The organism is Duganella sp. CT11-25 (genome assembly GCF_047302815.1).
Lineage (GTDB): Bacteria > Pseudomonadota > Gammaproteobacteria > Burkholderiales > Burkholderiaceae_D > Rugamonas.
Genome location: NZ_JBKBFD010000001.1, coordinates 3404694 through 3429972, shown reverse-complemented (window position 1 = coordinate 3429972; position 25279 = coordinate 3404694). Strand labels below are relative to the sequence as shown.

The 25279-nt window shown below is 65.7% G+C and carries 22 protein-coding genes; 18 read left to right on the top strand and 4 right to left on the bottom strand.

Annotation, left to right across the window (positions count from 1 at the left end; translation table 11 throughout):
- Nucleotides 1–10 precede the first annotated feature (10 nt).
- Nucleotides 11–1321 carry a nitrate/sulfonate/bicarbonate ABC transporter ATP-binding protein gene (locus ACEN9F_RS14715; protein ID WP_413420765.1) on the top strand — a complete coding sequence of 437 codons (1311 nt, stop codon included), beginning with the start codon at nucleotides 11–13 and terminating at the stop codon, nucleotides 1319–1321.
- Nucleotides 1322–1331: 10 nt separating this feature from the next.
- Here ACEN9F_RS14715 and hemL read toward each other — a convergent pair whose 3' ends face one another.
- The gene (gene hemL / locus ACEN9F_RS14710; RefSeq protein ID WP_413420764.1) at nucleotides 1332–2618 is read right to left on the bottom strand and encodes a glutamate-1-semialdehyde 2,1-aminomutase; all 1287 of its coding nucleotides are present in this window, start codon (nucleotides 2616–2618) and stop codon (nucleotides 1332–1334) included.
- Nucleotides 2619–2660: 42 nt separating this feature from the next.
- On the bottom strand, nucleotides 2661–3512 hold the full coding sequence (gene thiD, locus ACEN9F_RS14705) for a bifunctional hydroxymethylpyrimidine kinase/phosphomethylpyrimidine kinase (protein WP_413420763.1): 852 nt from the start codon (nucleotides 3510–3512) through the stop codon (nucleotides 2661–2663).
- 96 nt (nucleotides 3513–3608) lie between these two features.
- Between thiD and ACEN9F_RS14700 the strand changes: the two genes are divergently transcribed.
- The 6 genes from ACEN9F_RS14700 (at nucleotide 3609) to ACEN9F_RS14675 (ending at nucleotide 13343) form a co-directional block, all read left to right on the top strand.
- Nucleotides 3609–3761, top strand: coding sequence for a rubredoxin (locus tag ACEN9F_RS14700; protein WP_176652487.1), 153 nt, complete (start codon nucleotides 3609–3611; stop codon nucleotides 3759–3761).
- A gap of 93 nt (nucleotides 3762–3854) precedes the next feature.
- Nucleotides 3855–4262 (top strand): response regulator, encoded by a 408-nt coding sequence (locus ACEN9F_RS14695; RefSeq protein ID WP_413420762.1) that lies wholly within the window; start codon nucleotides 3855–3857, stop codon nucleotides 4260–4262.
- Between the two features lie 20 nt (nucleotides 4263–4282).
- Nucleotides 4283–4648 (top strand): response regulator transcription factor, encoded by a 366-nt coding sequence (locus ACEN9F_RS14690; protein WP_413420761.1) that lies wholly within the window; start codon nucleotides 4283–4285, stop codon nucleotides 4646–4648.
- 3 nt (nucleotides 4649–4651) lie between these two features.
- Nucleotides 4652–5218 carry a chemotaxis protein CheW gene (locus tag ACEN9F_RS14685; RefSeq protein WP_413420760.1) on the top strand — a complete coding sequence of 189 codons (567 nt, stop codon included), beginning with the start codon at nucleotides 4652–4654 and terminating at the stop codon, nucleotides 5216–5218.
- Between the two features lie 87 nt (nucleotides 5219–5305).
- Nucleotides 5306–7597, top strand: a complete 2292-nt coding sequence (locus ACEN9F_RS14680; protein WP_413420759.1) for a methyl-accepting chemotaxis protein — start codon at nucleotides 5306–5308, stop codon at nucleotides 7595–7597.
- A 40-nt stretch (nucleotides 7598–7637) separates the two neighbouring features.
- Nucleotides 7638–13343, top strand: a complete 5706-nt coding sequence (locus ACEN9F_RS14675; protein WP_413420758.1) for an Hpt domain-containing protein — start codon at nucleotides 7638–7640, stop codon at nucleotides 13341–13343.
- Here the strand turns inward: ACEN9F_RS14675 and ACEN9F_RS14670 are convergent.
- Nucleotides 13333–14772, bottom strand: a complete 1440-nt coding sequence (locus tag ACEN9F_RS14670) for a cryptochrome/photolyase family protein (RefSeq protein ID WP_413420757.1) — start codon at nucleotides 14770–14772, stop codon at nucleotides 13333–13335. The two genes, ACEN9F_RS14675 and ACEN9F_RS14670, sit on opposite strands and share 11 nt — an antisense overlap.
- Nucleotides 14773–14887: 115 nt before the next feature.
- Between ACEN9F_RS14670 and ACEN9F_RS14665 the strand changes: the two genes are divergently transcribed.
- Genes ACEN9F_RS14665 through ACEN9F_RS14640 form a run of 6 tightly spaced genes read left to right on the top strand, consistent with a single transcriptional unit; the run spans nucleotide 14888 to nucleotide 19509 of the window.
- Nucleotides 14888–15544 (top strand): YqgE/AlgH family protein, encoded by a 657-nt coding sequence (locus ACEN9F_RS14665; RefSeq protein ID WP_413420756.1) that lies wholly within the window; start codon nucleotides 14888–14890, stop codon nucleotides 15542–15544.
- Between the two features lie 27 nt (nucleotides 15545–15571).
- The gene (ruvX, locus tag ACEN9F_RS14660) at nucleotides 15572–15958 is read left to right on the top strand and encodes a Holliday junction resolvase RuvX (protein WP_413420755.1); all 387 of its coding nucleotides are present in this window, start codon (nucleotides 15572–15574) and stop codon (nucleotides 15956–15958) included.
- Between the two features lie 7 nt (nucleotides 15959–15965).
- On the top strand, nucleotides 15966–16481 hold the full coding sequence (gene pyrR / locus ACEN9F_RS14655) for a bifunctional pyr operon transcriptional regulator/uracil phosphoribosyltransferase PyrR (protein WP_413420754.1): 516 nt from the start codon (nucleotides 15966–15968) through the stop codon (nucleotides 16479–16481).
- Between the two features lie 8 nt (nucleotides 16482–16489).
- Nucleotides 16490–17455, top strand: coding sequence for an aspartate carbamoyltransferase catalytic subunit (locus tag ACEN9F_RS14650; RefSeq protein ID WP_413420753.1), 966 nt, complete (start codon nucleotides 16490–16492; stop codon nucleotides 17453–17455).
- 8 nt (nucleotides 17456–17463) lie between these two features.
- Nucleotides 17464–18762 (top strand): dihydroorotase, encoded by a 1299-nt coding sequence (locus ACEN9F_RS14645; RefSeq protein WP_413420752.1) that lies wholly within the window; start codon nucleotides 17464–17466, stop codon nucleotides 18760–18762.
- Nucleotides 18763–18783: 21 nt separating this feature from the next.
- Nucleotides 18784–19509 carry a lysophospholipid acyltransferase family protein gene (locus tag ACEN9F_RS14640; RefSeq protein WP_413420751.1) on the top strand — a complete coding sequence of 242 codons (726 nt, stop codon included), beginning with the start codon at nucleotides 18784–18786 and terminating at the stop codon, nucleotides 19507–19509.
- 46 nt (nucleotides 19510–19555) lie between these two features.
- On the opposite strand, the gene ACEN9F_RS14635 is transcribed toward ACEN9F_RS14640, so the two are convergent.
- Nucleotides 19556–20413: a symmetrical bis(5'-nucleosyl)-tetraphosphatase gene (locus ACEN9F_RS14635; RefSeq protein ID WP_413420750.1), complete on the bottom strand. Its 858-nt coding sequence runs from the start codon at nucleotides 20411–20413 to the stop codon at nucleotides 19556–19558.
- Between the two features lie 141 nt (nucleotides 20414–20554).
- On the opposite strand from ACEN9F_RS14635, the gene rfbB reads away from it, so the two are divergent.
- The 5 genes from rfbB (at nucleotide 20555) to ACEN9F_RS14610 (ending at nucleotide 25274) form a co-directional block, all read left to right on the top strand.
- On the top strand, nucleotides 20555–21628 hold the full coding sequence (gene rfbB, locus ACEN9F_RS14630) for a dTDP-glucose 4,6-dehydratase (RefSeq protein ID WP_413420749.1): 1074 nt from the start codon (nucleotides 20555–20557) through the stop codon (nucleotides 21626–21628).
- Entirely contained in the window at nucleotides 21625–22527 is a 903-nt protein-coding gene (gene rfbA, locus ACEN9F_RS14625) for a glucose-1-phosphate thymidylyltransferase RfbA (RefSeq protein ID WP_413420748.1), read from the top strand. Before rfbB ends, rfbA begins: the two co-directional genes overlap by 4 nt.
- Nucleotides 22524–23072, top strand: a complete 549-nt coding sequence (gene rfbC / locus ACEN9F_RS14620) for a dTDP-4-dehydrorhamnose 3,5-epimerase (RefSeq protein WP_413420747.1) — start codon at nucleotides 22524–22526, stop codon at nucleotides 23070–23072. The genes rfbA and rfbC overlap by 4 nt, the downstream gene beginning before the upstream one ends.
- Nucleotides 23069–23926: a dTDP-4-dehydrorhamnose reductase gene (rfbD, locus tag ACEN9F_RS14615; RefSeq protein WP_413420746.1), complete on the top strand. Its 858-nt coding sequence runs from the start codon at nucleotides 23069–23071 to the stop codon at nucleotides 23924–23926. Before rfbC ends, rfbD begins: the two co-directional genes overlap by 4 nt.
- A 253-nt stretch (nucleotides 23927–24179) precedes the next feature.
- A complete protein-coding gene (locus tag ACEN9F_RS14610) occupies nucleotides 24180–25274 on the top strand; it encodes an MraY family glycosyltransferase (RefSeq protein ID WP_413420745.1) in 1095 nt (364 codons plus the stop codon).
- Nucleotides 25275–25279 lie beyond the last annotated feature (5 nt).

Here is a 25279-nt window from a genome sequence, read left to right as displayed (position 1 = left end):
GAACAGAATCATGAGCACTCCTATCGTTGAATTGAAATCGGTCGGCAAACACTTCCGCGGCGCCGACGGCTCCGCGCGCTCGGTGCTGGAAGGCGTGGACTTCACGCTGAACGAAGGCGAGATCGTCGCGCTGCTGGGGCAATCGGGCTCCGGCAAGTCGACCATGCTGCGCATCATGGCGGGGCTGATCCAGGCCGACAGCGGCCAGGTGCTGTATCGCGGCATGCCCTTGTACGGCACGGCGCGCGGGATCCGCATGGTGTTCCAGTCGTTCGCCCTGTTCCCGTGGCTGACGGTGCAGAAGAACGTCGAACTGGGGCTGGAAGCGCAGGGCATGCCGGCCGACGAACGCGCGCGCCGGGCCGAGAAGGTGATCGACCTGATCGGCCTGTCGGGCTTCGAAGGCGCGCTGCCGCGCGAGCTGTCGGGCGGCATGCGCCAGCGGGTCGGCATCGCCCGCGCGCTGGTGATGGAACCGGAAGTGCTGCTGATGGACGAAGCGTTTTCCGCGCTGGACGTGCTGACCGGCGAACGGTTGCGCGAAGAGATCCTGGAGCTGTGGCAGTCGGGCCAGATCCCGACCAAGGCGATCCTGGTGGTCTCGCACAACATCGAGGAAGCGGTGATGATGGCCGACCGGGTGCTGATCTTCGCCAGCGATCCTGGCCGCGTGCGCGCCGAGTTGCCGATCTCCTTGCCGCAACCGCGCAAGGCCGAGGGGCCGGAAGTGCGTCAGCTGATCGACAAGGTCTACGAGTTGATGACGGCAGGCGCCGGGCGGCGTGGCCTGATCAGCGAGAAGGAAGTCAAGCTGCAGCTGGGCGACCGCCTGCCGCAGGCCGGCATCGCGCACATGGAAGGTATTTTGGAGTTGCTGGCCGAGGAGCCGTTCTCCGGCCGCGCCGACCTGCCGAAGCTGGCGGAAGAAACGGAGCTGACCGACGCCGAGCTGCTGGAAGTGCTGAACGCCTTGCTGCTGCTGGGCTTTGCCTGGCTGACCAACGGCGACATCCTGATGACGGAACTGGGAAGCCGCTACGTCGCCGCGACCAACACCGAGCGGCAGGAGATGTTCGGCAAGCAGCTGCTGGAGCATGTGCCGCTGATCGCCTACATCTGCCATGGGCTGCAGCAGGACAAATCGGGCGACTTGCCGGAGGACCTGTTCCTCAAGCTGCTGCGCTTCACGTTAAGCGAAGAAGAGGCCGAGCGCGCGCTGCGCGTCGCGATCGAATGGGGCCGCTACGGCGACCTGTTCGAATACAACTTCAACACCGGCGTCATCCAACTCTCCGAAGAGGACGAGGAAGGCGACGCCTGACCCCGGCGTTCTACAGGGTCTTGAAGGCGCGGCGGGCGGCTTCGATGGTGGCGTCGATCACTTCGTCGCCGTGCGCCGCCGAGACGAAGCCCGCTTCGAACGCGGCCGGCGCGAAGTACACGCCTTCGTCCAGCATCGCGTGGAAGAAGACGTTGAAGCGCGCGCGGTCGCCCGCCATCATTTCCGCGTAGTTGTTCGGCGGCGTCTCGCTGAAGTACAGGCCGAACATGCCACCCACCGAGTCGGCGCAGAAGACCACGCCCGCTTCCCGGGCCGCCGCCGTCAGGCCCGCGGCCAGGCGCGCGGCCGTCGCGCTCAATCTGTCGTAGAAGCCCGGCTGCTGGATGATCTTCAGCGTCGTCATGCCCGCCGCCACCGCGACCGGATTGCCCGACAGCGTGCCGGCCTGGTAGACGGCGCCCAGCGGCGCCATCTTGCTCATCAGTTCCGCGCTGCCGCCGAAGGCCGCCACCGGCAGGCCGCCGCCGATCACCTTGCCCAGCGCCGTCAGGTCCGGCTTGATGCCGTACAGTTCCTGCGCGCCGCCCAGCGCCACGCGGAAGCCGCACATCACTTCGTCGAAGATCAAGATGGCGCCATGCTTGCTGCACAGCGAGCGCATGGCCTTCAGGAAGGCTTCGCTGGCCTTGATCAGGTTCATATTGCCGGCCACCGGCTCGACGATGACGCAGGCGATCTCGCCGCCGAATTCTTCAAACGCCCGCTCCAGCTGCGCCACGTCGTTATAGTCCAGCACCAGCGTGTGCTTGACGAAGTCCTCCGGCACGCCGGCCGACGTCGGATTGCCGAAGGTGAGCAGGCCGCTGCCGGCCTTGACCAGCAGCGAGTCCGCGTGGCCGTGATAGCAGCCCTCGAACTTGACGATCTTGTCGCGGCCGGTGGCGCCGCGCGCCAGGCGCAGCGCGCTCATGGTCGCTTCGGTGCCCGACGAGACCAGGCGCACCTGCTCGATCGACGGCACCAGGCGGCAGATTTCTTCCGCCATTTCCACTTCGCCCTCGGTCGGCGCGCCGAACGACAGGCCGCGCGTGGCGGCGTCCTGCACCGCCTTGACCACCACCGGATGCGCGTGGCCGACAATCGCCGGACCCCATGAGCCGATGTAGTCGATATAGCGCTTGTCGTCCGCGTCCCAGAAGTACGGACCGTCGGCGCGCGTGATGAAGCGTGGCGTGCCGCCGACCGAGCGGAAGGCGCGCACCGGCGAGTTGACGCCGCCTGGCGTGGTTTTCTGGGCGCGTGCGAAAAGCGTGTCGTTCTTCGAGATCGTGGTCATGATGGCATCTTCAATATCAAGTTGGTAAGCGTCTGCCGCGGGCTATTGCATGTCCGCCGCGGTGGTCAGCAGATGGAAGAAACGGTTGGGCACGAATTTTCCCATACCGTAGCGTTGTGCGTGCGCCAGCGCGCCGACGGTGTATTCCTGCGCCGCCGCCACCGCTTCCGGCACGTCGGCGCCGCGCGCCATGAAGGCGGTGATCGCCGCCGACAGGGTGCCGCCGGCGCCGATGAACGGCCCGGCCAGGTGCTGCCAGGCCTCGTGGCTGACGACGCCGTCGGCGCCGAACAGGGTGTTGGCCAGCGTGTTCGGCGCGGCGCTTTCGCCCTGCGCCGCGGCGGCCGGCGTGCCGGTGACCAGCACGAATTCGCAGCCCAGGGCCAGCAGATGCTCGACGTCCGATTCCAGCGTGTCCTCGGCGCCTTCGCGCCAGGTTTCGGCCATGCGCCCCAGTTCCACCGTCGACAGCATCAGCAGCGTGGCCTGCGGCACCAGCAGCTGGCGCACGGCCGTCAGCAGTTCCTCGACGTCGTCGTCGGGCGGATCGGGCAGGCGCGAACTGAAGGGATCGAGGATCAGCGGCGCGTCCGGATAGTCGGACAGGATCTCGGCGATCGCCGCCACCTGCTCGACATTGGTCAGCGCGCCGACCTTGAAGGCGGCCATGGTCATGTCCTCCAGGACCACGCGGGCCTGGTCGGAAACCCAGTCCGGATCGATGTCCTGCACGTCTTCGACGCGCGCACTGTCGCCGATCAGCAACGCGGTGGTGACCGAGAGTCCGGTGCAGGAGAGGGCCGAAAAAGCCGCCAGGTCGGCCTGGACGCCTATCGCGCCAGCCGGATCGGCGGCGCCGAAGCTTAATATGAGAGGAGAAGTTTGGTTTTGCACGGCGGGTAGATTAAGATACCTAATTCAGCATTTTACTAGATTGAAGGGTGGCAGAACGTGAGTAGCAATGAAACAACGCAGGAGTTCAAGACCTGGATGTGCCTGATCTGCGGCTGGATCTACGACGAGGAGGCCGGCCTGCCCGACGAAGGCATCGCCGCCGGCACCCGCTGGGCCGACGTGCCGATGAACTGGAGCTGCCCGGAATGCGGCGCCCGCAAGGACGATTTCGAGATGGTAGCCATCTGATCTCCCCTGCGCAAAGCAGGCAATATCCCGCCAGGAAGGCGCACTCGCCGCCTTCCCTATGCTATGGTATAGCACCATTTCAGCGAACCGACTATGACGACCACGCCGCAAGCTAATGCCCTGAAAATCATGGTGATCGACGATAGCAGCACGATCCGTCGTTCCGCCGAGATCTTCCTGACCCAGGCCGGCTACCAGGTGGTGCTGGCCGAGGATGGTTTCGACGCGCTGGCCAAGATCAACGACCACCACCCGGCGCTGGTGTTTTGCGACATCCTGATGCCGCGCCTGGACGGCTACCAGACTTGCGCCTTGATCAAGAAAAGCGCGAAATTCCACGCCACGCCGGTGCTGATGCTGTCCTCCAAGGACGGTCTGTTCGACCGCGCGCGCGGCGCGATGGTCGGCTCGGCCGCCTATCTGACCAAACCTTTTACCAAAGACAGCCTGCTGGCGGCGGTGCGCGAGCACACCGGCGGCGCTGTCCCATCAGCCGAATAAGAAAGCAGCAGGGGGAAAACATGGCCATACAAAGAATTCTGATCGTCGACGATTCGCCCACCGAGCGCTATTACCTGACCGATATCCTGGTCAAGAACGGCTTTTCCGTGTCGGTCGCCGAAAACGGCGAGGAGGCGCTGGCCAAGATCAAGGCCGACAAGCCGCAGCTGATCCTGATGGACGTGGTCATGCCCGGCGCGAACGGCTTCCAGGTCACGCGCTCGATCGCCCGCGATCCGGAGCTGCAGGACGTGCCGGTGATTATCTGCTCCAGCAAGAACCAGGAGACCGACCGTATCTGGGGCTTGCGCCAGGGCGCGCGCGACTACCTGGTCAAGCCGGTGGACGCCGCCGAGCTGCTGGCTAAAATCGCGGCGCTTGGTTAACCGATGAGCAGCCAGACGCCCGACACGCCCAATCCATCGGCCGGCCCGGAGCGCCGCAGCCGCCTGCGCCAGTACCAGGTGCAGCTGCTCGAGCGCATGCAGGCCGCCAAGACCGGCGCCGCCGTCAGCGGGCGCGAATTGGGCGTGCAGATCGGCGGCCGTCTGTGCCTGCTGGACCTGACCCAGATCAGCGAGATCGTGCCGCTGCAGCCGGTCACCACGGTGCCGCTGGCGCAGGACTGGTATCTGGGCCTGGCCAATATCCGCGGCAACCTGACCGGCGTGATCGACATGGCGCGCTACCAGGCGCAGGACGCCGGCGAGACGCCGCTGGCCGAACGCCGCCTGATCACATTCGCGCCCGCATTGGGTTTCAATTGCGCGCTGCTGGCGGAGCGCGTGCTGGGCCTGCGCAAATTGTCCGACATGGCGGCGGCGGCAACGCCGGCCGATGGCGCGCCGTTGTGGCGCAACCAGCTTTTCCACGACGGCGAGGGCCAGCAATGGACCCGTCTCGACCTGGCGCAGCTGGTGCGTGAATCCCGTTTTTTGCAGGTTGGTCTCGTGTAGGAATCAGTAGCAAATTAATCCGGAGAGGGTGTAATGGCTTTCAACTTGGGTATTTTTTCGCGCGGCAACCGGAATGCCGGCCAGGACATGGCAGCGAATTCAGAATTCGGCGAAGCCGGCGACTCGCAGTTCCTGCAGTCCGCCGGCACGCCGGCAGCCGCGCCGGCAGCCGCACCGGCTTCGGCGCCCGCCGACACCGGTGGCGACAGCGCCGCGCCGCTGCGCCTGCGTGATGCGCTGGGCCGCCGCCGCGATGCGCCGGAGGCGCCGCCCGAACCGGGCGTCGGCTTCAAGCTGCCGCTGATCGGCCATTTGCCGGCCCAGCGCCAACTGAGCGTGCTAACCAGCGCGCTGGCGGTCAGCCTCGCCTTGAGCGCGGCGTTCGTCGCGCTGAACACCATCCACGGCGCCAACCGCTCCGCGCAAACCCAGGTGGCCAGCGATGCGCTGATGCACTCGCAGCGCATCGGCAAGGCGGCGCCGAACGCGGTGCAGGGCAGCGCGGAAGGCTTCCGCCAGCTGGAGGAAAGCCGCAAGGAACTCAATAACGACATCAAGCTGATGACCAGCGGCGGCCAGTACCAGGGCCGCAATGTCGGCGAACCGAGCGCGACCATCGCGCCGGTGGTGGCGGCCGCGCGCAAGCAGTGGACCGCGACCGACCTCGCCGCCGGCACCATCCTGACGCTGAAGGCGGACCTGAGCGGTGTCGACAAGACGCTGCAGAAGCTGAACGCGATGTCGCCGGACCTGCTGTCGCGCACCGAGGAAATCAGCGCGCTCAAGGTGCAGCGCGGCGGTTCCGCGCGCGAGATCGCGGCGCTCGGCAAGCTCACCATGCTGACCCAGCGCATGAGCCGCAGCGCCGGCGAATTCCTCACCGCCGGCGGCATCACTTCGGAGACCGCTTTCCAGCTGGGCCGCGACACCACGGTGTTCCGCAACACCATCGACGGCTTCCTTGCCGGCAGCGTGCCGCTGGGCCTGGGCGCGGTGCGCGATGCCGACCTGCGCGAAAAATTCACCGCGCTGAAGACCGACTTCGAGGAGTATCAGAAGCTGGTCACGGCCATCCTCGACAAGCTCGATAAGTTCAGCGCCGCGAAGGCCGCCGAACAGCTGATCTTCAACGACAACGAAGCGCTGCGCCAGCGCCTGTCGACCGTGCAGGCTTCCTACCGCGACGCCCAGGATTCGCTGGACATGACCTTCTGGCTGATGGTGGCCGGCGGCATGCTGACGCTGGTCTCGGCCGCCGCCATCGGCCGCGTGCTGCTGATGGATTCCTACAACCGCACGCGCGGCGCCGACCGCCGCCGCCAGGAAGCCGAATCCATGCGCCAGCTGTCGCAGCGCAAGGAAGAAGAAGCCAAGGCCATGAACGACCAGAACCAGGCCGCGATTCTGCGCCTGATGAACGAGCTGCAGGAAGTGGCGGACGGCGACTTGACGGTGCAGGCCACGGTGTCCGAGGACATCACCGGCGCCATCGCCGACTCGGTCAACTATACGGTGGAAGAGCTGCGCGGCCTGGTGGGCCGCGTGACCGCGACCGCCGAGCAGGTGACCAAGGCGTCGACCCACGCGCAAAGCATCTCCAGCGACCTGCTGCTGGCATCCCAGCAGCAGTCGCGCGAGATCCAGGACGCGTCGGCCACGGTGGTGAAGATGGCCAACGAGATTACCGACGTTTCGCGCTCGGCCAGCGAATCGGCCGACGTCGCGCTGCAGTCGGTGGCGGCGGCGGCGCAGGGTTCGACGGCGGTGGAAAACGCCATCAAGGGCATGCACGAGATCCGCGAGCAGATCCAGGATACCTCCAAGCGCATCAAGCGCCTGGGCGAATCGTCGCAGGAGATCGGCGAGATCACCGAGCTGATTTCCGATATTACCGAACAGACCAACGTGTTGGCGCTGAACGCGGCGATCCAGGCGGCGTCGGCGGGGGAGGCCGGCCGCGGCTTCTCGGTGGTGGCGGAAGAGGTGCAGCGCCTGGCGGAACGGTCGGCCGAAGCGGCCAAGCAGATCGGCGCGCTGGTGCGCACGATTCAGACCGATACCCACGACGCGGTGGCGGCAATGGAAAAATCGACGCAGGGCGTGGTCGAGGGCGCGCGCCTGTCCGACGCGGCCGGCGCCGCGCTGAACGACATTTCGCAGGTGTCGCACCGCCTGGCGGAGCTGATCTCCGGCATCTCGCTGGCGACCGGCCAGCAGGCCACGTCGGCGACCGGCGTGGCGCAGAACATCCAACACATTTTGACGGTGACCGAGCAGACGCAGGACGGTACCCAGCAAACCGCACAATCGATTCACAAGCTGTCAGTGCTGGCGCAGGAATTGAAAAACTCGGTGGCGCGATTCCGTATCGCGAACTGAGCCAGCTATCACTGAAAGACTGAAGGATTAAGGGAAGCGCATGACCACAACTGATTTTTCGACATCGCCGCAACCGCAATTGGACACCGGACCCCTGTCTTGGGTGATGGTGGAGATACGCGAGTCGCTGGCGCGCTCCCGCACCGCCTTGTTCGAGGCCGGTGGACGGGCGCCGGAAGATCAGGTCACCCAGCTGCAGCACGCGAAATCGCACCTGCACCAGGCGCACGGCGCGCTGCAGATGGTGGACGTGGACGGCGTCAGCCTGATGACCGAGACGGCCGAGGCGGCGCTGGACCGCTTCAAGGCCGGCACGCTCAAGTGCAGCACCGACAACGCCGAGACGCTGGCGCTGCTGTACCGCGCGCTGGTGGAGTATCTGGAAGAGCTGCTGGAAGGCGCGCCGTCGCAGCCGGCCAGGCTGTTCCCCTATTACCGCGCGGTGCTGGAGATGATGGGGGCGGACCGCATCCATCCGGCCGACTTGTTCTATCCCGATCTGTCGCAGGTCGCTGATCTGCCGCCGGCCGCCGAACCGGCAGCCGACGCCGATTACGCGGCCTACCGCCAGCGTTTCGAGCGCGCGCTGCTGCCGTACATGAAGAGCGGCGAGCCCGCGCAGCAGCAGGAGCATGCCGCCGCGCTGCTGGAGGCGGTCAAGCTGGTCGCCGGCGCGCAGCAGGACGGCAAGGCGCGCGCCTTCTGGCTGGCCATGCAGGGTTTTGCGGAGCTGGTCGCCGGCGGCGAGCTGGCGGGCGGCTTGTACGTCAAGCAGCTGTTCGGTCTGATCAATTTGCAGATACGCCGTTTGAGCCAGGGCCAGGCGGCGCTGCCGGACGCGATGCTGCGCGATGCGCTGTTCTTCATCGCGGCGGCGCCGGATTCCGCGTCGGCCACGGTGCGGCAGCTGCGCGGCGCCTACGCGCTGGGCGGCCTGGTGCCGGCCGACTACGAAACGCGCCGCTACGGCCAGATCGATATCGAGGCGCTGGAGCGGGCCAAGGCCGGCATGGCGCAGGCCAAGGCGAGCTGGGACCGGCTGGCCGACGCGGAGATCGATCCCGAGCTGGACGCGGCCTTCGGCAAGGCGCTGGCGGATGTCGCCGCCGGGTGCGACACACTGGATATTCCGGCCCTGAGCGCGCTGCTGCGCCAATTGGCCGATGTCGCGCACACGGCGGTGTCGGCCGGCCGCAGCGAGGAGCTGGCGCTGGAGATGGCGACCGCCTTGCTGTTCGCCGAGCATGGACTGGAACAGATACGCCATCTGCCGGACGAATTCGCCGCCCACGCCGATACCATCGGCGCGCGCTTGCTGGCGCTGGTGTCCGGCGATACGCCGCCGGAGCCCGCGCAGTGGCAGAACGGCCTGGCGCGCCAAATGCAGCAGGACGATACGGTGGTCGCGCTGGCGATGGAAATGAAGACCGGCCTGCGCCAGGTGGAGAAGGTGCTCGACGAGTACTACGCCGATCCGGCCCGACGCCCGGCGTTGACGGAACTCGACCCGGTGCTGCACCAGCTGCAGGGCGCGCTGGCGATCCTCGACCAGGAAGACGCGATGCAGGCCGCGCTGCATGTGAAGGCGGCGGTGCAATCGCTGGCGGCCGGCGGCGGCGACCCCGCGCTGGAACCGAAGACGCTGGACGATATCGCGCAGAACGTCGGCGCGTTGGGATTCTTTGTCGATATGCTGGCGCAGAACGCGGCCGGCGCGCGCGAGCGCTTTGCTTTCGACGCGGAGCATGGCACCTTCCGTTCGGTGCCGTTCAAGAAGATGCCGGCGTCGGAATCGATACCGGTGCTGGACGAGCAGGTGCCGGCGCCCGCGCCGGCATCCATGCCGGTCGAGGCGCCGCCGCCTGCCGCCAGCGATGCCGCGGTCGAGGCGGAGCTGCTGGAGATCTTTATCACCGAAGCGCAGGAGGTGCTGGCGTTTGTCGATGCGACGCTGGCCAAGCCGCGCGCGGAGTCCGGCAGCGAAGATAACCTGACCATGCTGCGCCGCTCCTTCCACACGCTCAAGGGCAGCGGGCGGATGGTGGGCTTGAACCAGTTCGCCGATGCCGCGCATGGCATCGAGCGGGTCATGAATATGTGGCTGGCGGACGGGCGTCCGGCGACGGACGCCTTGTTCGCGCTGCTCAACCACGCCGCGCTGGACATGGGCGCGTGGGTGGCGGAGCTGGCGGCCGCCGGCGTTTCGTCGCGCAATGCGGATGCGCTGGTTGCCGCCGCCGGGCGCGTGCAGGAGGGCGAAGATTTTGTCATCGACGAGCCGGCGCTTGTTCCTGCTCCGGCATCGGCCGATGAAGCACCGCCGGCCTCCGAGGAAATCGAAGCGCTTGCGCCGCCGGAGGAAGAGCTGGAGGACATCGCCTTCGAACCGGCCGCGCCGGCTCCGCCGCCGGTGCCACCAGCGCCGCCCGTCGTCCACGGCAACGTCATCGAATTCCCGACCATCGCGCAGCCGGTGCCGCGCGACGACAACGTCAAGCATATCGGCGAGCTGGAAATCGCTCTGCCGCTGTACAACATCTATCTGCACGAGACGGACGAACTGGTTCGCCTGCTGGTGCAGGACTTCGGCGAATGGCGCCATGAGCCGCGCCGTCCGGTCAATCCGGATGCGTTGCAGGCGTCGCATACGCTGGCCGGCACCTCGGGCACGGTGGGCTTCAAGGCCTTGCGCGAACTGGCGCTGGCGCTGGAGTCCACGCTGCAATCGCTGCTGCCGCCCGCGCCGCATCTGGACCAGGTGCAGCATGATTTGCTGGACTTTACGATCGAGCGCATTCGCCAGATGCTGCAAAGCTTTGCGGCCGGCGAGATGCCGGCTTCGCAGCCGGAGCTGATCACCGCGTTGCAGGACCTGCGCACGGAGCTGGCGGCCACGCCGCCGGCAGCCAGCAACGCTATCGAAGCGCGGTTGGACGACCTGGTTGCCGAGACGATGGACAGCATCACGGCGCCGCCACCACCAGCCGTGGAGTCGCCGCTCGACCAGCTGTTCCGCGAGGCTTACAACGCCATCAGCGGCAGTGTTCCGGAATCGGAGGCCGCCGCGTCGGCGTCGGCGCCGGCGAAGAAAAAGCCGGAAGTTCATGCGGACGACGGCATCGACGATTTATTCAACGCCGCCTTCGACGATGCTTTCGCCGAGCCGCCGCTCAAGATCGCCGAGCCGATTGCACCGGTGGCGCCGCCCATACCTGAACCGCAGCCGGAACCAGAGCCGGTGCCGGTAATCGAAGCCTTGCCTGCCGCTGAAGCGGAGCCAGAGCCAGAAATGGTCGAGGAGCTGGAGCCCGAGCCGCTCGCCGAGCTGGAACCTGCGCCGGAAATCGAACCGGACATCGAAGCCGATGCCGAAGTCCTGACGCTGGCGCCGGCCGAACCTGAAATCCTGACCGCCGCGCCAGCGCTCTTCAACGACGAACTGGATGCCGACCTGCTGCCGGTCTTCCTGGAAGAAGGCGCGGACCTGCTGCCGCAAGTCGGCGAAGCGCTGCGCACGTGGCAGCACAATCCCGCCGACACCGCGCAAGCCCAAAGCCTGCTGCGCCTCCTGCACACCGTCAAGGGCAGCGCCCGCATGGCCGGCGCGATGCGCCTCGGCCAGCATGCCCACGAAATCGAAACGCACATTGAAAACATGGTGCACGCCGGTTCCGCCACGCCGCAAGCGTTCGAGGAACTACTGGCCCACTACGACCATGCCTTGCTGCTGTTCGAGCAACTGCAGCACCCGGATGCGCTGCAAGGCGTCGCCGGCCTGGCCGCCGATGTCGCCAGCATGGACGCCGGCGCGCCGGCCATCAGCGGCGACAGCGATACCAGCACACTGGATGTCGGCCCTGGCCACGAGCCTGAGGCGGAACCAGTCATGGCCGCCGTACCGCCCGCAGCGCCGGTCGACGAACTCCAGCCTGGCGTCAAGTCCCCGCTGGTCCGCGTCCGCGCCGACATTCTCGACCGCCTGGTCAACCAGGCCGGTGAAGTCTCGATCTCCCGCTCCAAGCTGGAAAACGAAGTTGAAACCCTGCGTTCCTCGCTGTTCGACTTCTCCGAGAATCTGACCCGCCTGCGCCGCCAGCTGCGCGAAGTCGAAATGCAAGCCGAATCGCAAATCGCCTCGCGCATGTCGATCTCCAGCGAGCGTGAATTCGATCCGCTCGAATTCGACCGCTTCACGCGCCTGCAGGAACTGACCCGCATGATGGCGGAAAGCGTCAACGACGTCGCCTCCTTCCACGAAAGCCTGACCCGCAGCGTCGACAACGCCGGCAACGACCTGGTACTGCAAGCGCGCCTCACGCGCGATCTGCAGCGCGACCTGATGCGGGTGCGGATGGTGCCGTTCGCCAGCATCTCCGAACGCCTGTTCCGCGTCGCCCGCCAGAGCGCCAAGGAAGTCGACAAGCGCGTCAACCTCGACATCCGCGGCAGCGCCGTCGAAATCGACCGCAGCGTATTGGAGCGCATGGCCGCGCCGTTCGAACACCTGCTGCGCAACGCCATCGCCCACGGCGTGGAATCGCGCGCCGCCCGAGCCGAGGCGGGGAAGAACGAAACCGGTGAACTGCTGGTGCAGGTCGCCCAGCAGGGCAATGAAGTCGTCATTGAATTCAGCGACGACGGCGCCGGCCTCGATCTGGAGCGCATCCGCGCCAAGGGCATCAGCAACGGCTTGCTGGAAGAAGGCGAGGAAGTCACCGACGCCCAGATCGCCGACCTGATTTTCGAGCCGGGATTCTCCACCGCCGAAGCGCTGACCGAACTGTCCGGGCGCGGCGTCGGCATGGACATCGTGCAGTCCGAGGCGCAGGCGCTGGGCGGCCGCATCGACCTGTTCTCCGAGTCGGGCAAGGGCACGCGCTTCACCATCCGCCTGCCGCTGACGCTGGCCGTCACGCAGGTGGTGCTGCTGTCCGCCGGCGGCAAGACCTACGCCTTGCCGGCGATCCTGGTCGAGCAGGTGCTGCAGATGAAGGACGCCGCGCTGGCCGAGGCCCACCGCATCGGCCACGTGCCGATCCACGGCCAGCACGCCGCGCTGCACTACCTGCCGGCGTTGCTGGGCAGCGCCGACGCGCATCCGCCGGCACAGCGCTCGTCGCCGGTGATGATGCTCAAGAACGGCAATGAGCGTCTGGCCGTGCAGGTGGACGAGGTGCTGGGCAACCGCGAGGTCGTCATCAAGAACATCGGGCCGCAGCTGTCGCGCATGGTGGGAATCGCCGGCGCGACGGTGCTGGGGTCGGGCGATATCGTATTGATCCTGAACCCGGTCGCCCTGGCGCAGCAGCTGGCGCATCACCCCGAGATGGCGCCGCAGTACGCGCAGGCGGCGGGCGAGAGCCCGGCGGTGCGTCCGCAGGGGCGTTCGATCATGGTGGTGGACGATTCGATGACGGTGCGCCGCGTGACCCAGCGCCTGCTGGAGCGCGAGGGCTATCACGTGCTGCTGGCCAAGGATGGCGTGGATGCGCTGGAGCAGTTGCAGGGCATGCCGCCGGACCTGATGCTGGTCGATATCGAGATGCCGCGCATGGACGGCTTCGACCTGACGCGCAATGTGCGCGGCGACGACCGCACCAAGGACATCCCGATCATCATGATCACTTCGCGCAGCGCGGACAAGCACCGCAACTACGCGCTGCAACTGGGCGTGAACGCCTACTTCGGCAAGCCGTTCCAGGAGCCGGTGCTGCTGGACGCGATCAGCGGCCTGCTCAAGCGGTAGGCTTTTTCACCACCTCGTAGCGCTCAAGCGTACGCTTGCGCGCTTCGTCGTGCATGACGATCGGTGCGGGATAGTCCAGCGGCAGCATGCGCGGCGTCAGCCACGGCGCGTGGATTTCCTTGTCCGTCAGCTCCTTCAACTGCGGCAGGTAGCGGCGGATGAACTTACCGCTGCTGTCGAACTTCTCCGACTGCGTGATCGGGTTGAAGATGCGGAAGTAGGGCTGCGCATCGCATCCCGACGACGACGCCCACTGCCAGCCGCCGTTGTTCGACGCCAGGTCGAAGTCGTTCAGGTGTAGCGCAAAATAGGCCTCGCCGCGCCGCCAGTCTATCCCCAGGTCCTTGATCAGGAAGCAGGCCGTCACCATGCGCAGGCGGTTGTGCATGTAGCCGGTCTGGTTCAGCTGCGCCATCGCCGCGTCGACCAGCGGATAACCGGTGCGGCCCTCGCACCAGGCGGCGAACATCTCGTCCGCTTCCGGGCCCGTCTCCCACTGGATCGCGTCGTAGGCCGGCTTGAACGAAGCGCCCACCACGTGCGGATGGTGGAACAGGATCATCGCGTAGAACTCGCGCCAGATCAGCTCCGCCAGCCACACCGGCGCGCCTTCGCCGCCGGCGCCGCGCGCCATCAGATCCAGCACGGTGCGCACCAGGTGCCGCACCGACAGCGTGCCGAAACGGAAATGCAGCGACAGGTACGACGGCCCCTTCACGGCCGGGAAATCGCGCGCATCCTTGTAGCTGGCGATGCGCGGCAGGAAATCCTCGAACAGCCGCGCCGCGCCGGACATGCCGGTCGGAATCTTCAGCTCGGCCAGGTTGCTCGGTTCGAAGCCCAGCTCGGCCAAGGTCGGCAGGGCCGGCGCGGGCGAGGGCGGCGGCGCCAGGCGCGCCGCATGCGGTTCGACGTGGTAGGGCGCCAGCACCGACGGATCGGCGTCCAGCTTTTTCAGCCACGCATTCTTGTACGGCGTAAACACCGAGAACACGCCGCCGGTCTGCGACAGCACCTCGCTCTTCTCAAAGATCACTTGATCCTTGTAGCTGAGAAACTGCCTGCCGGCATCGCGCAGCGCGCGCCCCACCGTGGCGTCACGCGCCATCGCTTGAGGTTCATAATCGTGATTGCAGAACACCGCGTCCACGCCCAGTTCGGCCGCCAGCGCCGGAATCTCGGCCACCGGATCGCCGTGCCGCACGATCAGGTGGCCGCCGAGCTGCGCAAGTTCGGCGGCCACCTCGGCGATGCTGGCGTGGATGAAATCGACCCGGCGGTCGCGGCGCGGCAGGGCGTCCAGGATGGTGGTGTCGTAGATGAAAACGCAATGCACGATCGTGCTTGCCTGCAATGCCTGATGCAGGGCAACATGGTCGAAAACCCGCAGGTCGCGGCGCAGCCATACTAGTGAGGAATTCAGTTTCATTCAGTCTGTGTCAATCTTGTGCGGGACTCAATCATGGGCCGCATCGGCAATTCAGTGTAAACTATCGTTTAGACGGCACAGAAAGATCAAGCACCCTGCAGAGAGAGCAAAGCGTATGAAGAAGAGCAAAATCGACAAAACTCTACCTGTACCCGGCCTGTTACAGGATGCCGGCGATCCCTTGGACCCTATCGGTGCCAGTGACGCCGGCACCCTGAACCTGGCAAATCATTTCCTGATTGCAATGCCATCCATGCAAGATCCGGTTTTCGGCGGCACGGTGGTGTACGTTTGCGAGCACAATGAAAACGGCGTGCTGGGTGTGGTGATCAACAAGCCGACCGACATGACCATGCAGGTATTGTTCGAGCGCATCGACCTGAAGCTGGAGGACGGCCTGCAGTCGCACGTCGACGAGCCGATCATGTTTGGCGGTCCGGTCCAGGACGACCGCGGCTTCGTGCTGCACACGCCGGGCAACCGCTATTCGTCGTCGCTGACGGTGACCAAGGATGTGGCGTTTACGACATCGATCGACGTGCTGGAGGCGGTGGCCGCCGGCGATGGTCCGTCGCAGATGCTGGTGTCCATCGGCTATTCGGGCTGGAGCCCGGGCCAGCTGGAGGACGAGATCAGCCGCAACGGCTGGCTGACCGTCGGCGCCGATCCGCGCATCCTGTTCAACCTGCCCATCGAGGAGCGCTACACGGCGGCCATGCGCCTGCTGGGCATCGATCCGCTGATGCTGACTTCCGAGGCGGGGCATGCTTAATTCGATGCATAAGATGATGCGCCAACCGTGAGCATCGAAACCATATTCGCATTCGATTTCGGCGTCAAACGTATCGGCGTGGCGATGGGCAATACCATGATCCGCCAGGCCGCGCCAGTCAAAGTCATCACCGCCATCGACAACGCCACCCGCTTTGCCGATATCCAGGCGCTGCTGGACGAGTGGAAGCCGGCCCGCCTGGTGGTCGGCCTGCCCATGCATCCGGACGGCGCCGAGCACGAGATGACCGCGCGCGCCCGCAAGTTCGCCAATCAGTTGAACGGCCGCTTCAACCTGCCGGTGGAACTGGTCGACGAGCGCTATTCCTCGGCCGTGATTTCGGCCAAGCGCGGCGAGGTCATCGACGACCGCGCCGCCGCCATCATCCTGCAACAATACTTCGACACGAACTAAAAAAACCATGTCCACACTGAACCCCAACCAACTCGACGCCGAGGCGCTGTACGCGGCGCTGCTGGCCGACGTCAAAGCCGGCCTGGCCGGCGTGGCCGATGTCGCCATCGTCGGCATCCACTCCGGCGGCGCCTGGATCGCCGAGCGCCTGGCAGCAGACCTGGGCCTTTCCGCCCGCTGCGGCGTGCTCGACGTCTCCTTCTACCGCGACGACTACGCGAAGAAGGGCCTGCCGGCCGACGTCAAGCCGACCAGCATCAGCTTCGACGTCGCCGCCGCCAACATCCTGCTGGTGGACGACGTGCTGTACACCGGCCGCACCACGCGCGCCGCGATCAACGAGCTGTTCGACTACGGCCGCCCGGCGCGCATCATGCTGGCCGCGCTGGTCGACCGCGGCGAACGCCAGTTGCCGGTCGCCGCCGACTTCGTCGCCGCGCACGTGCAGGTGCCCCCCGGGCAGGCGCTGGTGCTGAAGCGCGCCGACGATGGAAAATTTACGCTAACCATAGATAACGCCTGAACATAACCATGCTTAATCCGCAACTGAATAAAAACGGCGAGCTCCAGCACTTGCTGTCGATCGAGGGACTGCCCAAGTCCATCCTCAATCACATCCTGGACACCGCCACCTCGTTCGTCGGCATCTCCGACCGCGATGTGAAGAAGGTGCCGCTGATGCGCGGCAAATCGGTGTTCAACCTGTTCTTTGAAAACTCGACCCGCACGCGCACGACGTTTGAGATCGCCTCCAAGCGCCTGTCGGCCGACGTCATCAACCTGAACATCCAGGCTTCGTCGGCCAGCAAGGGCGAATCGCTGCTGGACACCATCGACAACCTGTCGGCCATGCACGCCGACATGTTCGTGGTGCGCCACGCGCAATCGGGCGCGCCCTACCTGATCGCCAAGCACCTGCACGACACCAGACAGTCGCACGTCCACGTGGTCAACGCCGGCGACGGCCGCCACTCGCACCCGACCCAGGGCCTGCTGGACATGTACACCATCCGCCACTACAAGAAGGACTTCACCAACCTGACGGTGGCGATCGTCGGCGACATCCTGCACAGCCGCGTGGCCCGTTCGGACATCCACGCGCTGACCACGCTGGGCGTGCCGGAAGTGCGCGCCATCGGCCCGCACACCTTGCTGCCGGGCGGCCTGGAGCAGATGGGCGTGCGCACCTTCACCAACATGGACGAAGGCCTGAAGGGCGTCGACGTCATCATCATGCTGCGCCTGCAGAACGAGCGCATGAGCGGCGCGCTGCTGCCGTCGGCGCAGGAATACTTCAAGAGCTACGGCCTGACGCCGGAACGGCTGGCGCTGGCCAAGCCGGACGCGATCGTCATGCACCCGGGCCCGATGAACCGCGGCGTGGAAATCGATTCCGCCGTGGCGGACGGCCCGCAGGCAGTGATCCTGCCGCAGGTGACTTTCGGGATTGCAGTACGGATGGCGGTGATGAGCATAGTGGCGGGGACGCAGGGATGAAAGCAGGAATGAAACTTCATATCAAGAACGGCCACCTGATCGATCCGGCCAACGGCATCGACGGCAAGAACGACCTTTACATCGCCGACGGCAAGGTGCTGGCGGTGGGCATGGCGCCGGCAGGCTTCGCCGCCGACCAGACCATCGACGCCAGCGGCCTGATCGTCTCGCCGGGCTTCGTCGACCTGTCGGTGCGCCTGCGCGAGCCGGGCTACGAATACAAGGCCACGCTGGAATCGGAAATGCAGGCGGCGATGCAGGGCGGCGTCACCAGCCTGATCTGCCCGCCGGACACCGATCCGGTGCTGGACGAGCCGGGCCTGGTGGAAATGCTGAAGCACCGCGCGCGCGGCCTGAACCAGGCCCACGTGCATCCACTGGGCGCGCTGACCGTCGGCCTCAAGGGCCAGGCGCTGACCGAGATGGCCGAGTTGACCGAAGCGGGCTGCATCGGCTTCGCGCAGGCCGAAGAGCCGATCGAAGACACCAACGTGCTGCTGCGCGCCATGCAGTACGCCAAGACCTTCGAGTACACCGTGTGGCTGCGTCCGCAGGATGCGCACATCGGCCGCGGCGGCATCGCCGCCAGCGGTCCGCTGGCCTCGCGCCTCGGCCTGTCCGGCGTGCCGGTGATGTCGGAAACCATCGCGCTGCACACCATCTTCGAACTGATGCGCGCCACCGGCGCCCGCGTCCACCTGTGCCGCATGTCGTCGGCCGCCGGCCTGGAGCTGGTGCGCAGCGCCAAGAAGGAAGGCTTGCCGGTCACCTGCGACGTCGGCGCCCACCACATCCACCTGACCGACGCCGACATCGGCTTCTTCGATTCGAACGCGCGCGTCACGCCGCCGTTCCGCAGCCAGCGCGACCGCGACGCGATCCGCTTCGGCCTGCTGGACGGCACCGTCGATGCGCTGTGCTCGGACCACACGCCGGTCGACGACGACGAGAAGCTGCTGCCGTTCGGCGAAGCCTCGCCCGGCGCCACCGGCCTGGAACTGCTGCTGTCGCTGAGCCTGAAGTGGGCCGACGACTACGCCGCCTCGCAGGACACCGGCAAGGTGCGTCCGCTGGCGCGCGCCGTGGCCCGCATCACGTCCGACGCGGCGCGCGTGGCCGGCCTCGACGCCGGCACGCTGTCGGTCGGCGCGGTGGCCGACGTGTGCCTGTTCGATCCTGAAGCGCACTGGACGGTGGAAGCATCGGCCCTGGCCAGCCAGGGCAAGCACACGCCATTCCTGGGCTACAACCTGGCCGGGCAAGTTCAAACCACCATCGTGGCCGGCCACGTTGCTTACCAGCGTTGATCTCGTTGCATGAAACTTTCGATGATTTTCCGCCTTGCGCGGGTGATGTTGCACGTGTTCTGGGGCATGGCGATCTGCGCCACGGTGTTTCCGTGGCTGGGACAGGAAAAGCGTAACGGCCACATCCGCCGCTGGTCGACCAAGTTGCTGCGCATGTGCAATGTGACGGTGGAGCAGCGCGCCGGCGGCGCGCCGGTGCTGGCGCATGCGATGGTGGTGGCCAATCACGTCTCGTGGCTGGATATCTTCGTCATCCACAGCCTGCATCCGAGCCACTTCGTGGCCAAGGCGGAGATCCGCGCCTGGCCGCTGGCCGGATGGCTGGCGGAGAAGGCCGGCACCGTGTTCATCGCGCGCGGCAACCGGCGCGACCTGCGCCACATCTTCAAGGGACTGGTGCACAGCCTGGAGCGCGGCGAGCGCGTGGCTTTCTTCCCGGAGGGGACCACCTCGGCGCAGGGCAATCTGCTGCCGTTCCACGCCAACCTGTTCGAAGCGGCGATCGACGCCAGGGTGCCAGTGCAGCCGTTCGCGCTGACGTATGAGGATGCGGCGGGGCGCTCCCATCCTTCGGTGGACTTCATCGGCGAGATGTCGTTTGCCGAGAGCATCGTCGCCATCCTTGGCGGCGAGCCGGTCAAGGCCAAGCTGGCGATCCTGCCGGCCATCGACACCATCGGCGCGCACCGGCGCGACCTGGCCGAAACGACCCATGCGGCGGTTGCCGCGGCCTTGGGCGTCAGCTAGCCAACACGTCATTCCCGCTGTCGCGGGAATGATGCGACGCGGTTGCTTATTTTTTTCCGCTGTGCTGCTGGAACTCCGGGCACGGCACTTGCAGCAGGCTGCGGTCTTCCAGGCACACGGCCGACAGCTGGCCGCCCCACACGCAGCCGCTGTCGAGCCCGATCAAATGCGGCTTCAAGGTCAGCCCCAGCGCCGACCAGTGGCCGAACACCACCGTCTCCTTGGCCGATTTGCGGCCCGGCACCTCGAACCACGGCATCAGGCCCGAGCCTTGCTCCGCCGTGCCGCTTTCCTTCATCTTGAAATCCATCACGCCGTCGGCCGTGCAGAAGCGCAGGCGCGTCATGGCGTTGATGATGCAGCGCAGCCGGTCCGAACCCTGCAGATCGTCGGACCAGCGGTCCGGCATGTTGCCGTACATCTCGGCCAGGAACTCCGCCAGCCCCTCGCCGCGCAGCATCTGCTGCACCTCGCCGGCCAGCGCCATGGCCTGCGCCGGCGTCCATTGCGGCAGCAGGCCCGCATGCACCAGCACGTGGCCCGGCACGCGGATCGCCAGCGGACGATGGCGCACCCAGTCGATCAATTCGTCGCGGTCCGGCGCATGCAGGATCTCGGCCAAGGTGTCGGACTTGTGCTCGGGGCGGATGCCGTAGGCCACCGCCAGCAAGTGCAGGTCGTGGTTGCCCAGCACGCTATCGATGAGGCCGCCGCTGCCGATGGCCAGCTTGCGCACGTGGCGCAGCGTGGCCAGCGAGTCCGGGCCACGGTTGATCAGGTCGCCTGCGAACAAGATGGCGGGCTCGGCCACACCATCGCTGGCCGCGTGCGCGCGTATGCGGTCGAGCATGCACAGGGCCTGCTCGTGACAGCCCTGTAAATCCCCGATTACATAGGTTTTCATATGGATGCTCGCTGGTTCGTTGCTTTGGAATCTGAAATACCCTGAAATCAGAGTGAGCCATGTCGATTTTTGCCCGTTACCAGGACAGTTTCACATAAAATCATGCTTACGACTAATTTGACTCTTGCTGCGGGATACTAAATGATTTTTGTGACAGGTGGTGCTGGTTTCATAGGTTCAAATTTTGTCCTCGACTGGCTGGCCCAGTCGGATGAGCCTGTTATCAACTACGATAAGCTGACCTACGCCGGCAATCTGAACAACCTGGCCTCGCTCAAGCAGGACGCGCGCCACATCTTCGTGCGCGGCGACATCTGCGACCAGGCCCAGGTGCTGGCGCTGTTCCAGCAGCACAAGCCGCGCGCGGTGGTGCACTTCGCGGCCGAGAGCCACGTCGACCGCTCCATCCTCGGACCGGGCGAATTCATCAACACCAACATCAATGGCACCTTCAGCCTGCTCGAAGCCACGCGCGCCTACTGGTCGGCGCTGGCGGACGACGACAAGGCCGCGTTCCGCTTCCTGCACGTGTCGACCGACGAAGTCTACGGCACGCTGGGCCCGGACGATGCGCCGTTCAGCGAAACCACCGCGTTCGCGCCGAACAGCCCGTACTCGGCGTCGAAGGCCGCCTCCGACCACCTGGTGCGGTCCTACCACCACACCTACGGCCTGCCGGTGCTGACCACCAACTGCTCCAACAATTACGGCCCGTATCACTTCCCCGAGAAGCTGATCCCGCTGATCATCGCCAACGCGCAGGCCGGCAAGCCGCTGCCGATCTACGGCGACGGCCAGCAGGTGCGCGACTGGCTGTACGTCAGCGACCACTGCGCCGCGATCCGCCGCGTGCTGGACGCCGGCCGCCTGGGCGAGACCTACAACGTCGGCGGCTGGAACGAGATGGCCAACCTGGATGTGGTGCACACGCTGTGCGACATGCTGGACCAGCTGAAACCGAAAGCCGGCGGCGCCAGCTACCGCGCGCAGATCACCTACGTCAAAGACCGTCCCGGCCACGACCGCCGCTACGCCATCGACGCCCGCAAGCTGGAGCGCGAACTGGGCTGGAAGCCGGCCGAGACCTTCCAGACCGGCATCGCCAAGACCGTGCAGTGGTACCTGGACAACCAGGCCTGGGTCGCCGACGTGCAGTCCGGCGGCTACGCCAAGTGGGTGGAAACCAATTACTTTAACCGCGAAGGCCAGGCATGAGCACTCCAACCAATAGCCGCAAGGGCATCATCCTGGCCGGCGGTTCCGGCACCCGGTTGTATCCGGTGACGATGAGCGTATCGAAGCAATTGCTGCCGATCTACGACAAGCCGATGATCTACCATCCGCTGACGGTGCTGATGCTGGCCGGCATGACGGAAATCCTGCTGATCTCGACGCCGCAGGACACGCCGCGCTTCAAGGATTTGCTGGGCGACGGCAGCCAGTGGGGCATCAGCATCAGCTACGCGGTGCAGCCATCGCCGGACGGCCTGGCGCAAGCCTTCATCATCGGCAAGGAGTTCGTCGGCGACTCGCCGTCGGCGCTGATCCTCGGCGATAACATCTACTACGGCAACGACCTCGACGCGCTGCTGCGCCACGCCACCGAGCAGACCGACGGCGCCACCGTGTTCGCCTACCACGTGCAGGACCCGGAGCGCTATGGCGTGGTCGAATTCGACGCCGACCGCACCGCCGTGTCGATCGAGGAAAAGCCGAAACAGCCCAAATCGAACTACGCCGTCACCGGCCTGTATTTCTACGACAACCAGGTGTGCGATATCGCCGCCGGCATCAAGCCGTCCGCGCGCGGCGAGCTGGAGATCACCGACGTCAACCGCGTCTACCTGGAAAAGCAGCAGCTGAACGTGGAAGTGATGGGGCGCGGCATGGCGTGGCTGGACACCGGCACGCACGAGTCGCTGCTGGACGCCTCGCAATTCATCGCCACCATCGAGAAACGCCAGGGACTGAAAGTGGCGTGCCCGGAAGAGATCGCCTACCGCAAGGGCTACATCGACGCCGCCCAGCTGCGCAAGCTGGCCGAGCCGCTGAAGAAAAACAACTACGGCCAATACCTGTTGCAGATCCTGGAAGACAAGGTCGTGCCACGATGAACGTCATCGCTACACCGCTGGAGGGCTTGCTGGTGCTGGAGCCGCGCGTGTTCGGCGACGACCGCGGATTCTTCTTTGAAAGCTATAACGCGCGCCGCTTCACCGAGCTGACCGGCGTGACGGCGGAGTTCGTGCAGGACAACCATTCGCGCTCGGCCAAGGGCGTGCTGCGCGGGCTGCACTACCAGATCCAGCAGGCGCAGGGCAAGCTGGTGCGCGCCACCGCCGGTTCGGTGTTCGACGTCGCGGTCGATATCCGCAAGAGCTCGCCGACCTTCGGCCAGTGGTTCGGCATCGAGCTGTCGGCCGAGAACAAGCGCCAGATGTGGATACCGCCGGGCTTTGCGCACGGCTTCGTGGTCACCTCCGATGCCGCCGAATTCCTCTACAAGACCACCGACTACTGGGCGCCGGAACACGAGCGCGCCATCCTGTGGAACGATCCGGCCATCGGCATCGAATGGCCGGTGCTGGCGGCGGCCCCGCTGCTGTCCGGCAAGGACCAGGCCGCCGTGCCGCTGGCCGGCGCCGAGGTGTTCGCGTGAAGATCCTGCTGACCGGCAGCACCGGCCAGGTGGGCTACGAACTGGCGCGCAGCCTGCAGGGCGTGGGCCAGGTGGTGGCGGTGGACCGCAACGTCATGGACTTGTCCGACCTGGACCAGGTGCGCGATGTCATCCGCCGCGAAAAGCCCGGACTGATCGTCAATCCGGCCGCCTACACGGCGGTCGACAAGGCCGAGAGCGAGCCGGAGCTGGCCTACCGCATCAACGCCGAAGCGCCGGGCCTGATGGCGCAGGAAGCCAGGCTGCTGGGCGCGGCCATGGTGCACTATTCGACCGACTACGTGTTCGACGGCTCGCAGCCGGCGCCGCGCGTGGAGGACGACGCCACCGGCCCGCTCAATGTCTACGGCGCCAGCAAGCTGGCCGGCGAGCACGCCATCGCGGCGGCCGGCATCCCGCACCTGATCTTCCGCACCAGCTGGGTGTATGGCATGCGCGGCAAGAACTTCCTGCTGACCATGCTGCGCCTGGCCAGGGAACGCGACGAACTCAAGGTGGTGGCCGACCAGCATGGCGCGCCGACCTGGAGCCGCACCATCGCCGACATCTCGGCGCAGGTGCTGTCGCAGGCCCATGCGGGCGGGCGCGAGTGGTGGGTGCAGAACAGCGGCGTCTACCACCTGAGCGCGCAGGGCCAGACCACCTGGTTCGAGTTCACCCAGGCCATCGTCGAGGCGGCGGGGCTGGAATGCCGCGTGCTGCCGATCGCCACCGCCGATTATCCGACCCCGGCCAGGCGCCCGCAGTACTCGGTGATGTCGTCCGAGCGGCTGACGGCGCGCTTCTGCCACCTGCCGGAATGGAAGGAAGCGCTGCGCCTGTGCCTCGGTTGAGCCTGGCCGCACTTTGTATCGATTGGTAAGCGATATCCACCTGGCCCACCCCGTGCTGGTATGATGCCGGCGCGCGGTTCGCCGGGCATGGTTGCTTGCATGCGTGTCCACTGTTGCAAATGTGCTATTTTTGCGGCGACGGCCGTACTCCCTGCGATCAATCTAAATCGGCCGTTCCTAATCCGGTACAATCGGCGGATGGCGCGCTGACAATGCTTCGTGTTGCGGTGCAACGCAAAACTCTAAATAAAATATGTTTTCCTTCCTACTGAGCTTCGTCGCTTCCGCGCTGCTAACCCTGCTGGTGATTAAAGAAGCGCGATTGCACGGTCCGGCGCTGGATTCCGACTTCCAGGGTGTACAGAAAGTACACGCGCACCATGTCGCCCGCATCGGCGGCCTGTCGATTTTCCTGTCGGTGGCGCTCAGTTCCTGCATTTCCATCTGGCGCGTGCCGGCCATGAGCCACTGGCTGATGTCGCTGCTGGCCTGCTCGGCGGTGGCCTTCATCGGCGGCATCGTCGAAGACTACACCGGCCGCGTCAGCGCCTCGCGCCGGCTGATCCTGACCATGGCCGCCGCCGCGCTCGGCTATTTCCTGCTGGACGCGCGCATCGACCGCATCGACTGGGCGTTCTCGGTCTGGCCGCTGCAATACATGTGGATCACGCTGCCGCTGACGGTGCTGGCGGTGGCCGGCATCGCCAACGCGGTCAACATCATCGACGGTTTCAACGGCCTGGCCAGCGTGGTCTGCATCTGCATGCTGCTGTCGCTCGGCTATGTGGCGCTGCAGGTCAACGACATGTTCGTGCTGATCGCGGCGCTGATGGTGGCCGGCGCCACCGCCGGCTTCCTGATCTGGAACTACCCGGTCGGCATGATCTTCCTGGGCGACGGCGGCGCGTATTTCATCGGCTTCATGCTGGGCGAGCTGGCTTTGTTGCTGGTAATGCGCAATCCGCAGGTTTCCACCTGGTACGCCGCGCTATTATTGATTTATCCTACGTTTGAAACTTTATTTTCCGTGTATCGGCGGATGTTTGTTCGTGGAAAGTCCCCGGCCATGCCGGACGGCATCCACCTGCACAGCCTGATCTTCCGCCGGATCGTGCAATGGGCCGTGGGCCGCAAGGAGGCGCGCGCACTGATCCGCCGCAATTCGCTGACGTCGCCGTATTTGTGGATGTTCTCGCTGATGGCGGTGATACCGGCCACCGTGTTTTGGCGCCATACCTGGATTTTGATGTTGTCGTGTATTTTGTTTATCGGAAGCTATATCTGGATTTATGTTCGCATTGTTCGTTTTAAAGCTCCACGCTGGATGATTCGACATAAAAAAAATTAAAAAAA

What these genes read in the sequence shown, in the direction of transcription:
- ACEN9F_RS14680 (WP_413420759.1), top strand. Translation starts at nt 5,306, where the DNA reads ATGGCAGCGAATTCAGAATTCGGCGAAGCCGGCGACTCGCAGTTCCTG.
- ACEN9F_RS14610 (WP_413420745.1), top strand. Translation starts at nt 24,180, where the DNA reads ATGTTTTCCTTCCTACTGAGCTTCGTCGCTTCCGCGCTGCTAACCCTG.
- pyrR (WP_413420754.1), top strand. Translation starts at nt 15,966, where the DNA reads ATGTCCACACTGAACCCCAACCAACTCGACGCCGAGGCGCTGTACGCG.
- hemL (WP_413420764.1), bottom strand. Translation starts at nt 2,618, where the DNA reads ATGACCACGATCTCGAAGAACGACACGCTTTTCGCACGCGCCCAGAAA.
- ACEN9F_RS14700 (WP_176652487.1), top strand. Translation starts at nt 3,609, where the DNA reads ATGTGCCTGATCTGCGGCTGGATCTACGACGAGGAGGCCGGCCTGCCC.
- ACEN9F_RS14670 (WP_413420757.1), bottom strand. Translation starts at nt 14,772, where the DNA reads ATGAAACTGAATTCCTCACTAGTATGGCTGCGCCGCGACCTGCGGGTT.
- ACEN9F_RS14695 (WP_413420762.1), top strand. Translation starts at nt 3,855, where the DNA reads ATGACGACCACGCCGCAAGCTAATGCCCTGAAAATCATGGTGATCGAC.
- rfbB (WP_413420749.1), top strand. Translation starts at nt 20,555, where the DNA reads ATGATTTTTGTGACAGGTGGTGCTGGTTTCATAGGTTCAAATTTTGTC.
- ACEN9F_RS14715 (WP_413420765.1), top strand. Translation starts at nt 11, where the DNA reads ATGAGCACTCCTATCGTTGAATTGAAATCGGTCGGCAAACACTTCCGC.
- ACEN9F_RS14645 (WP_413420752.1), top strand. Translation starts at nt 17,464, where the DNA reads ATGAAACTTCATATCAAGAACGGCCACCTGATCGATCCGGCCAACGGC.
- ACEN9F_RS14635 (WP_413420750.1), bottom strand. Translation starts at nt 20,413, where the DNA reads ATGAAAACCTATGTAATCGGGGATTTACAGGGCTGTCACGAGCAGGCC.
- ACEN9F_RS14675 (WP_413420758.1), top strand. Translation starts at nt 7,638, where the DNA reads ATGACCACAACTGATTTTTCGACATCGCCGCAACCGCAATTGGACACC.
- ACEN9F_RS14665 (WP_413420756.1), top strand. Translation starts at nt 14,888, where the DNA reads ATGAAGAAGAGCAAAATCGACAAAACTCTACCTGTACCCGGCCTGTTA.
- ACEN9F_RS14685 (WP_413420760.1), top strand. Translation starts at nt 4,652, where the DNA reads ATGAGCAGCCAGACGCCCGACACGCCCAATCCATCGGCCGGCCCGGAG.
- ACEN9F_RS14690 (WP_413420761.1), top strand. Translation starts at nt 4,283, where the DNA reads ATGGCCATACAAAGAATTCTGATCGTCGACGATTCGCCCACCGAGCGC.
- rfbC (WP_413420747.1), top strand. Translation starts at nt 22,524, where the DNA reads ATGAACGTCATCGCTACACCGCTGGAGGGCTTGCTGGTGCTGGAGCCG.
- ACEN9F_RS14650 (WP_413420753.1), top strand. Translation starts at nt 16,490, where the DNA reads ATGCTTAATCCGCAACTGAATAAAAACGGCGAGCTCCAGCACTTGCTG.
- rfbA (WP_413420748.1), top strand. Translation starts at nt 21,625, where the DNA reads ATGAGCACTCCAACCAATAGCCGCAAGGGCATCATCCTGGCCGGCGGT.
- ACEN9F_RS14640 (WP_413420751.1), top strand. Translation starts at nt 18,784, where the DNA reads ATGATTTTCCGCCTTGCGCGGGTGATGTTGCACGTGTTCTGGGGCATG.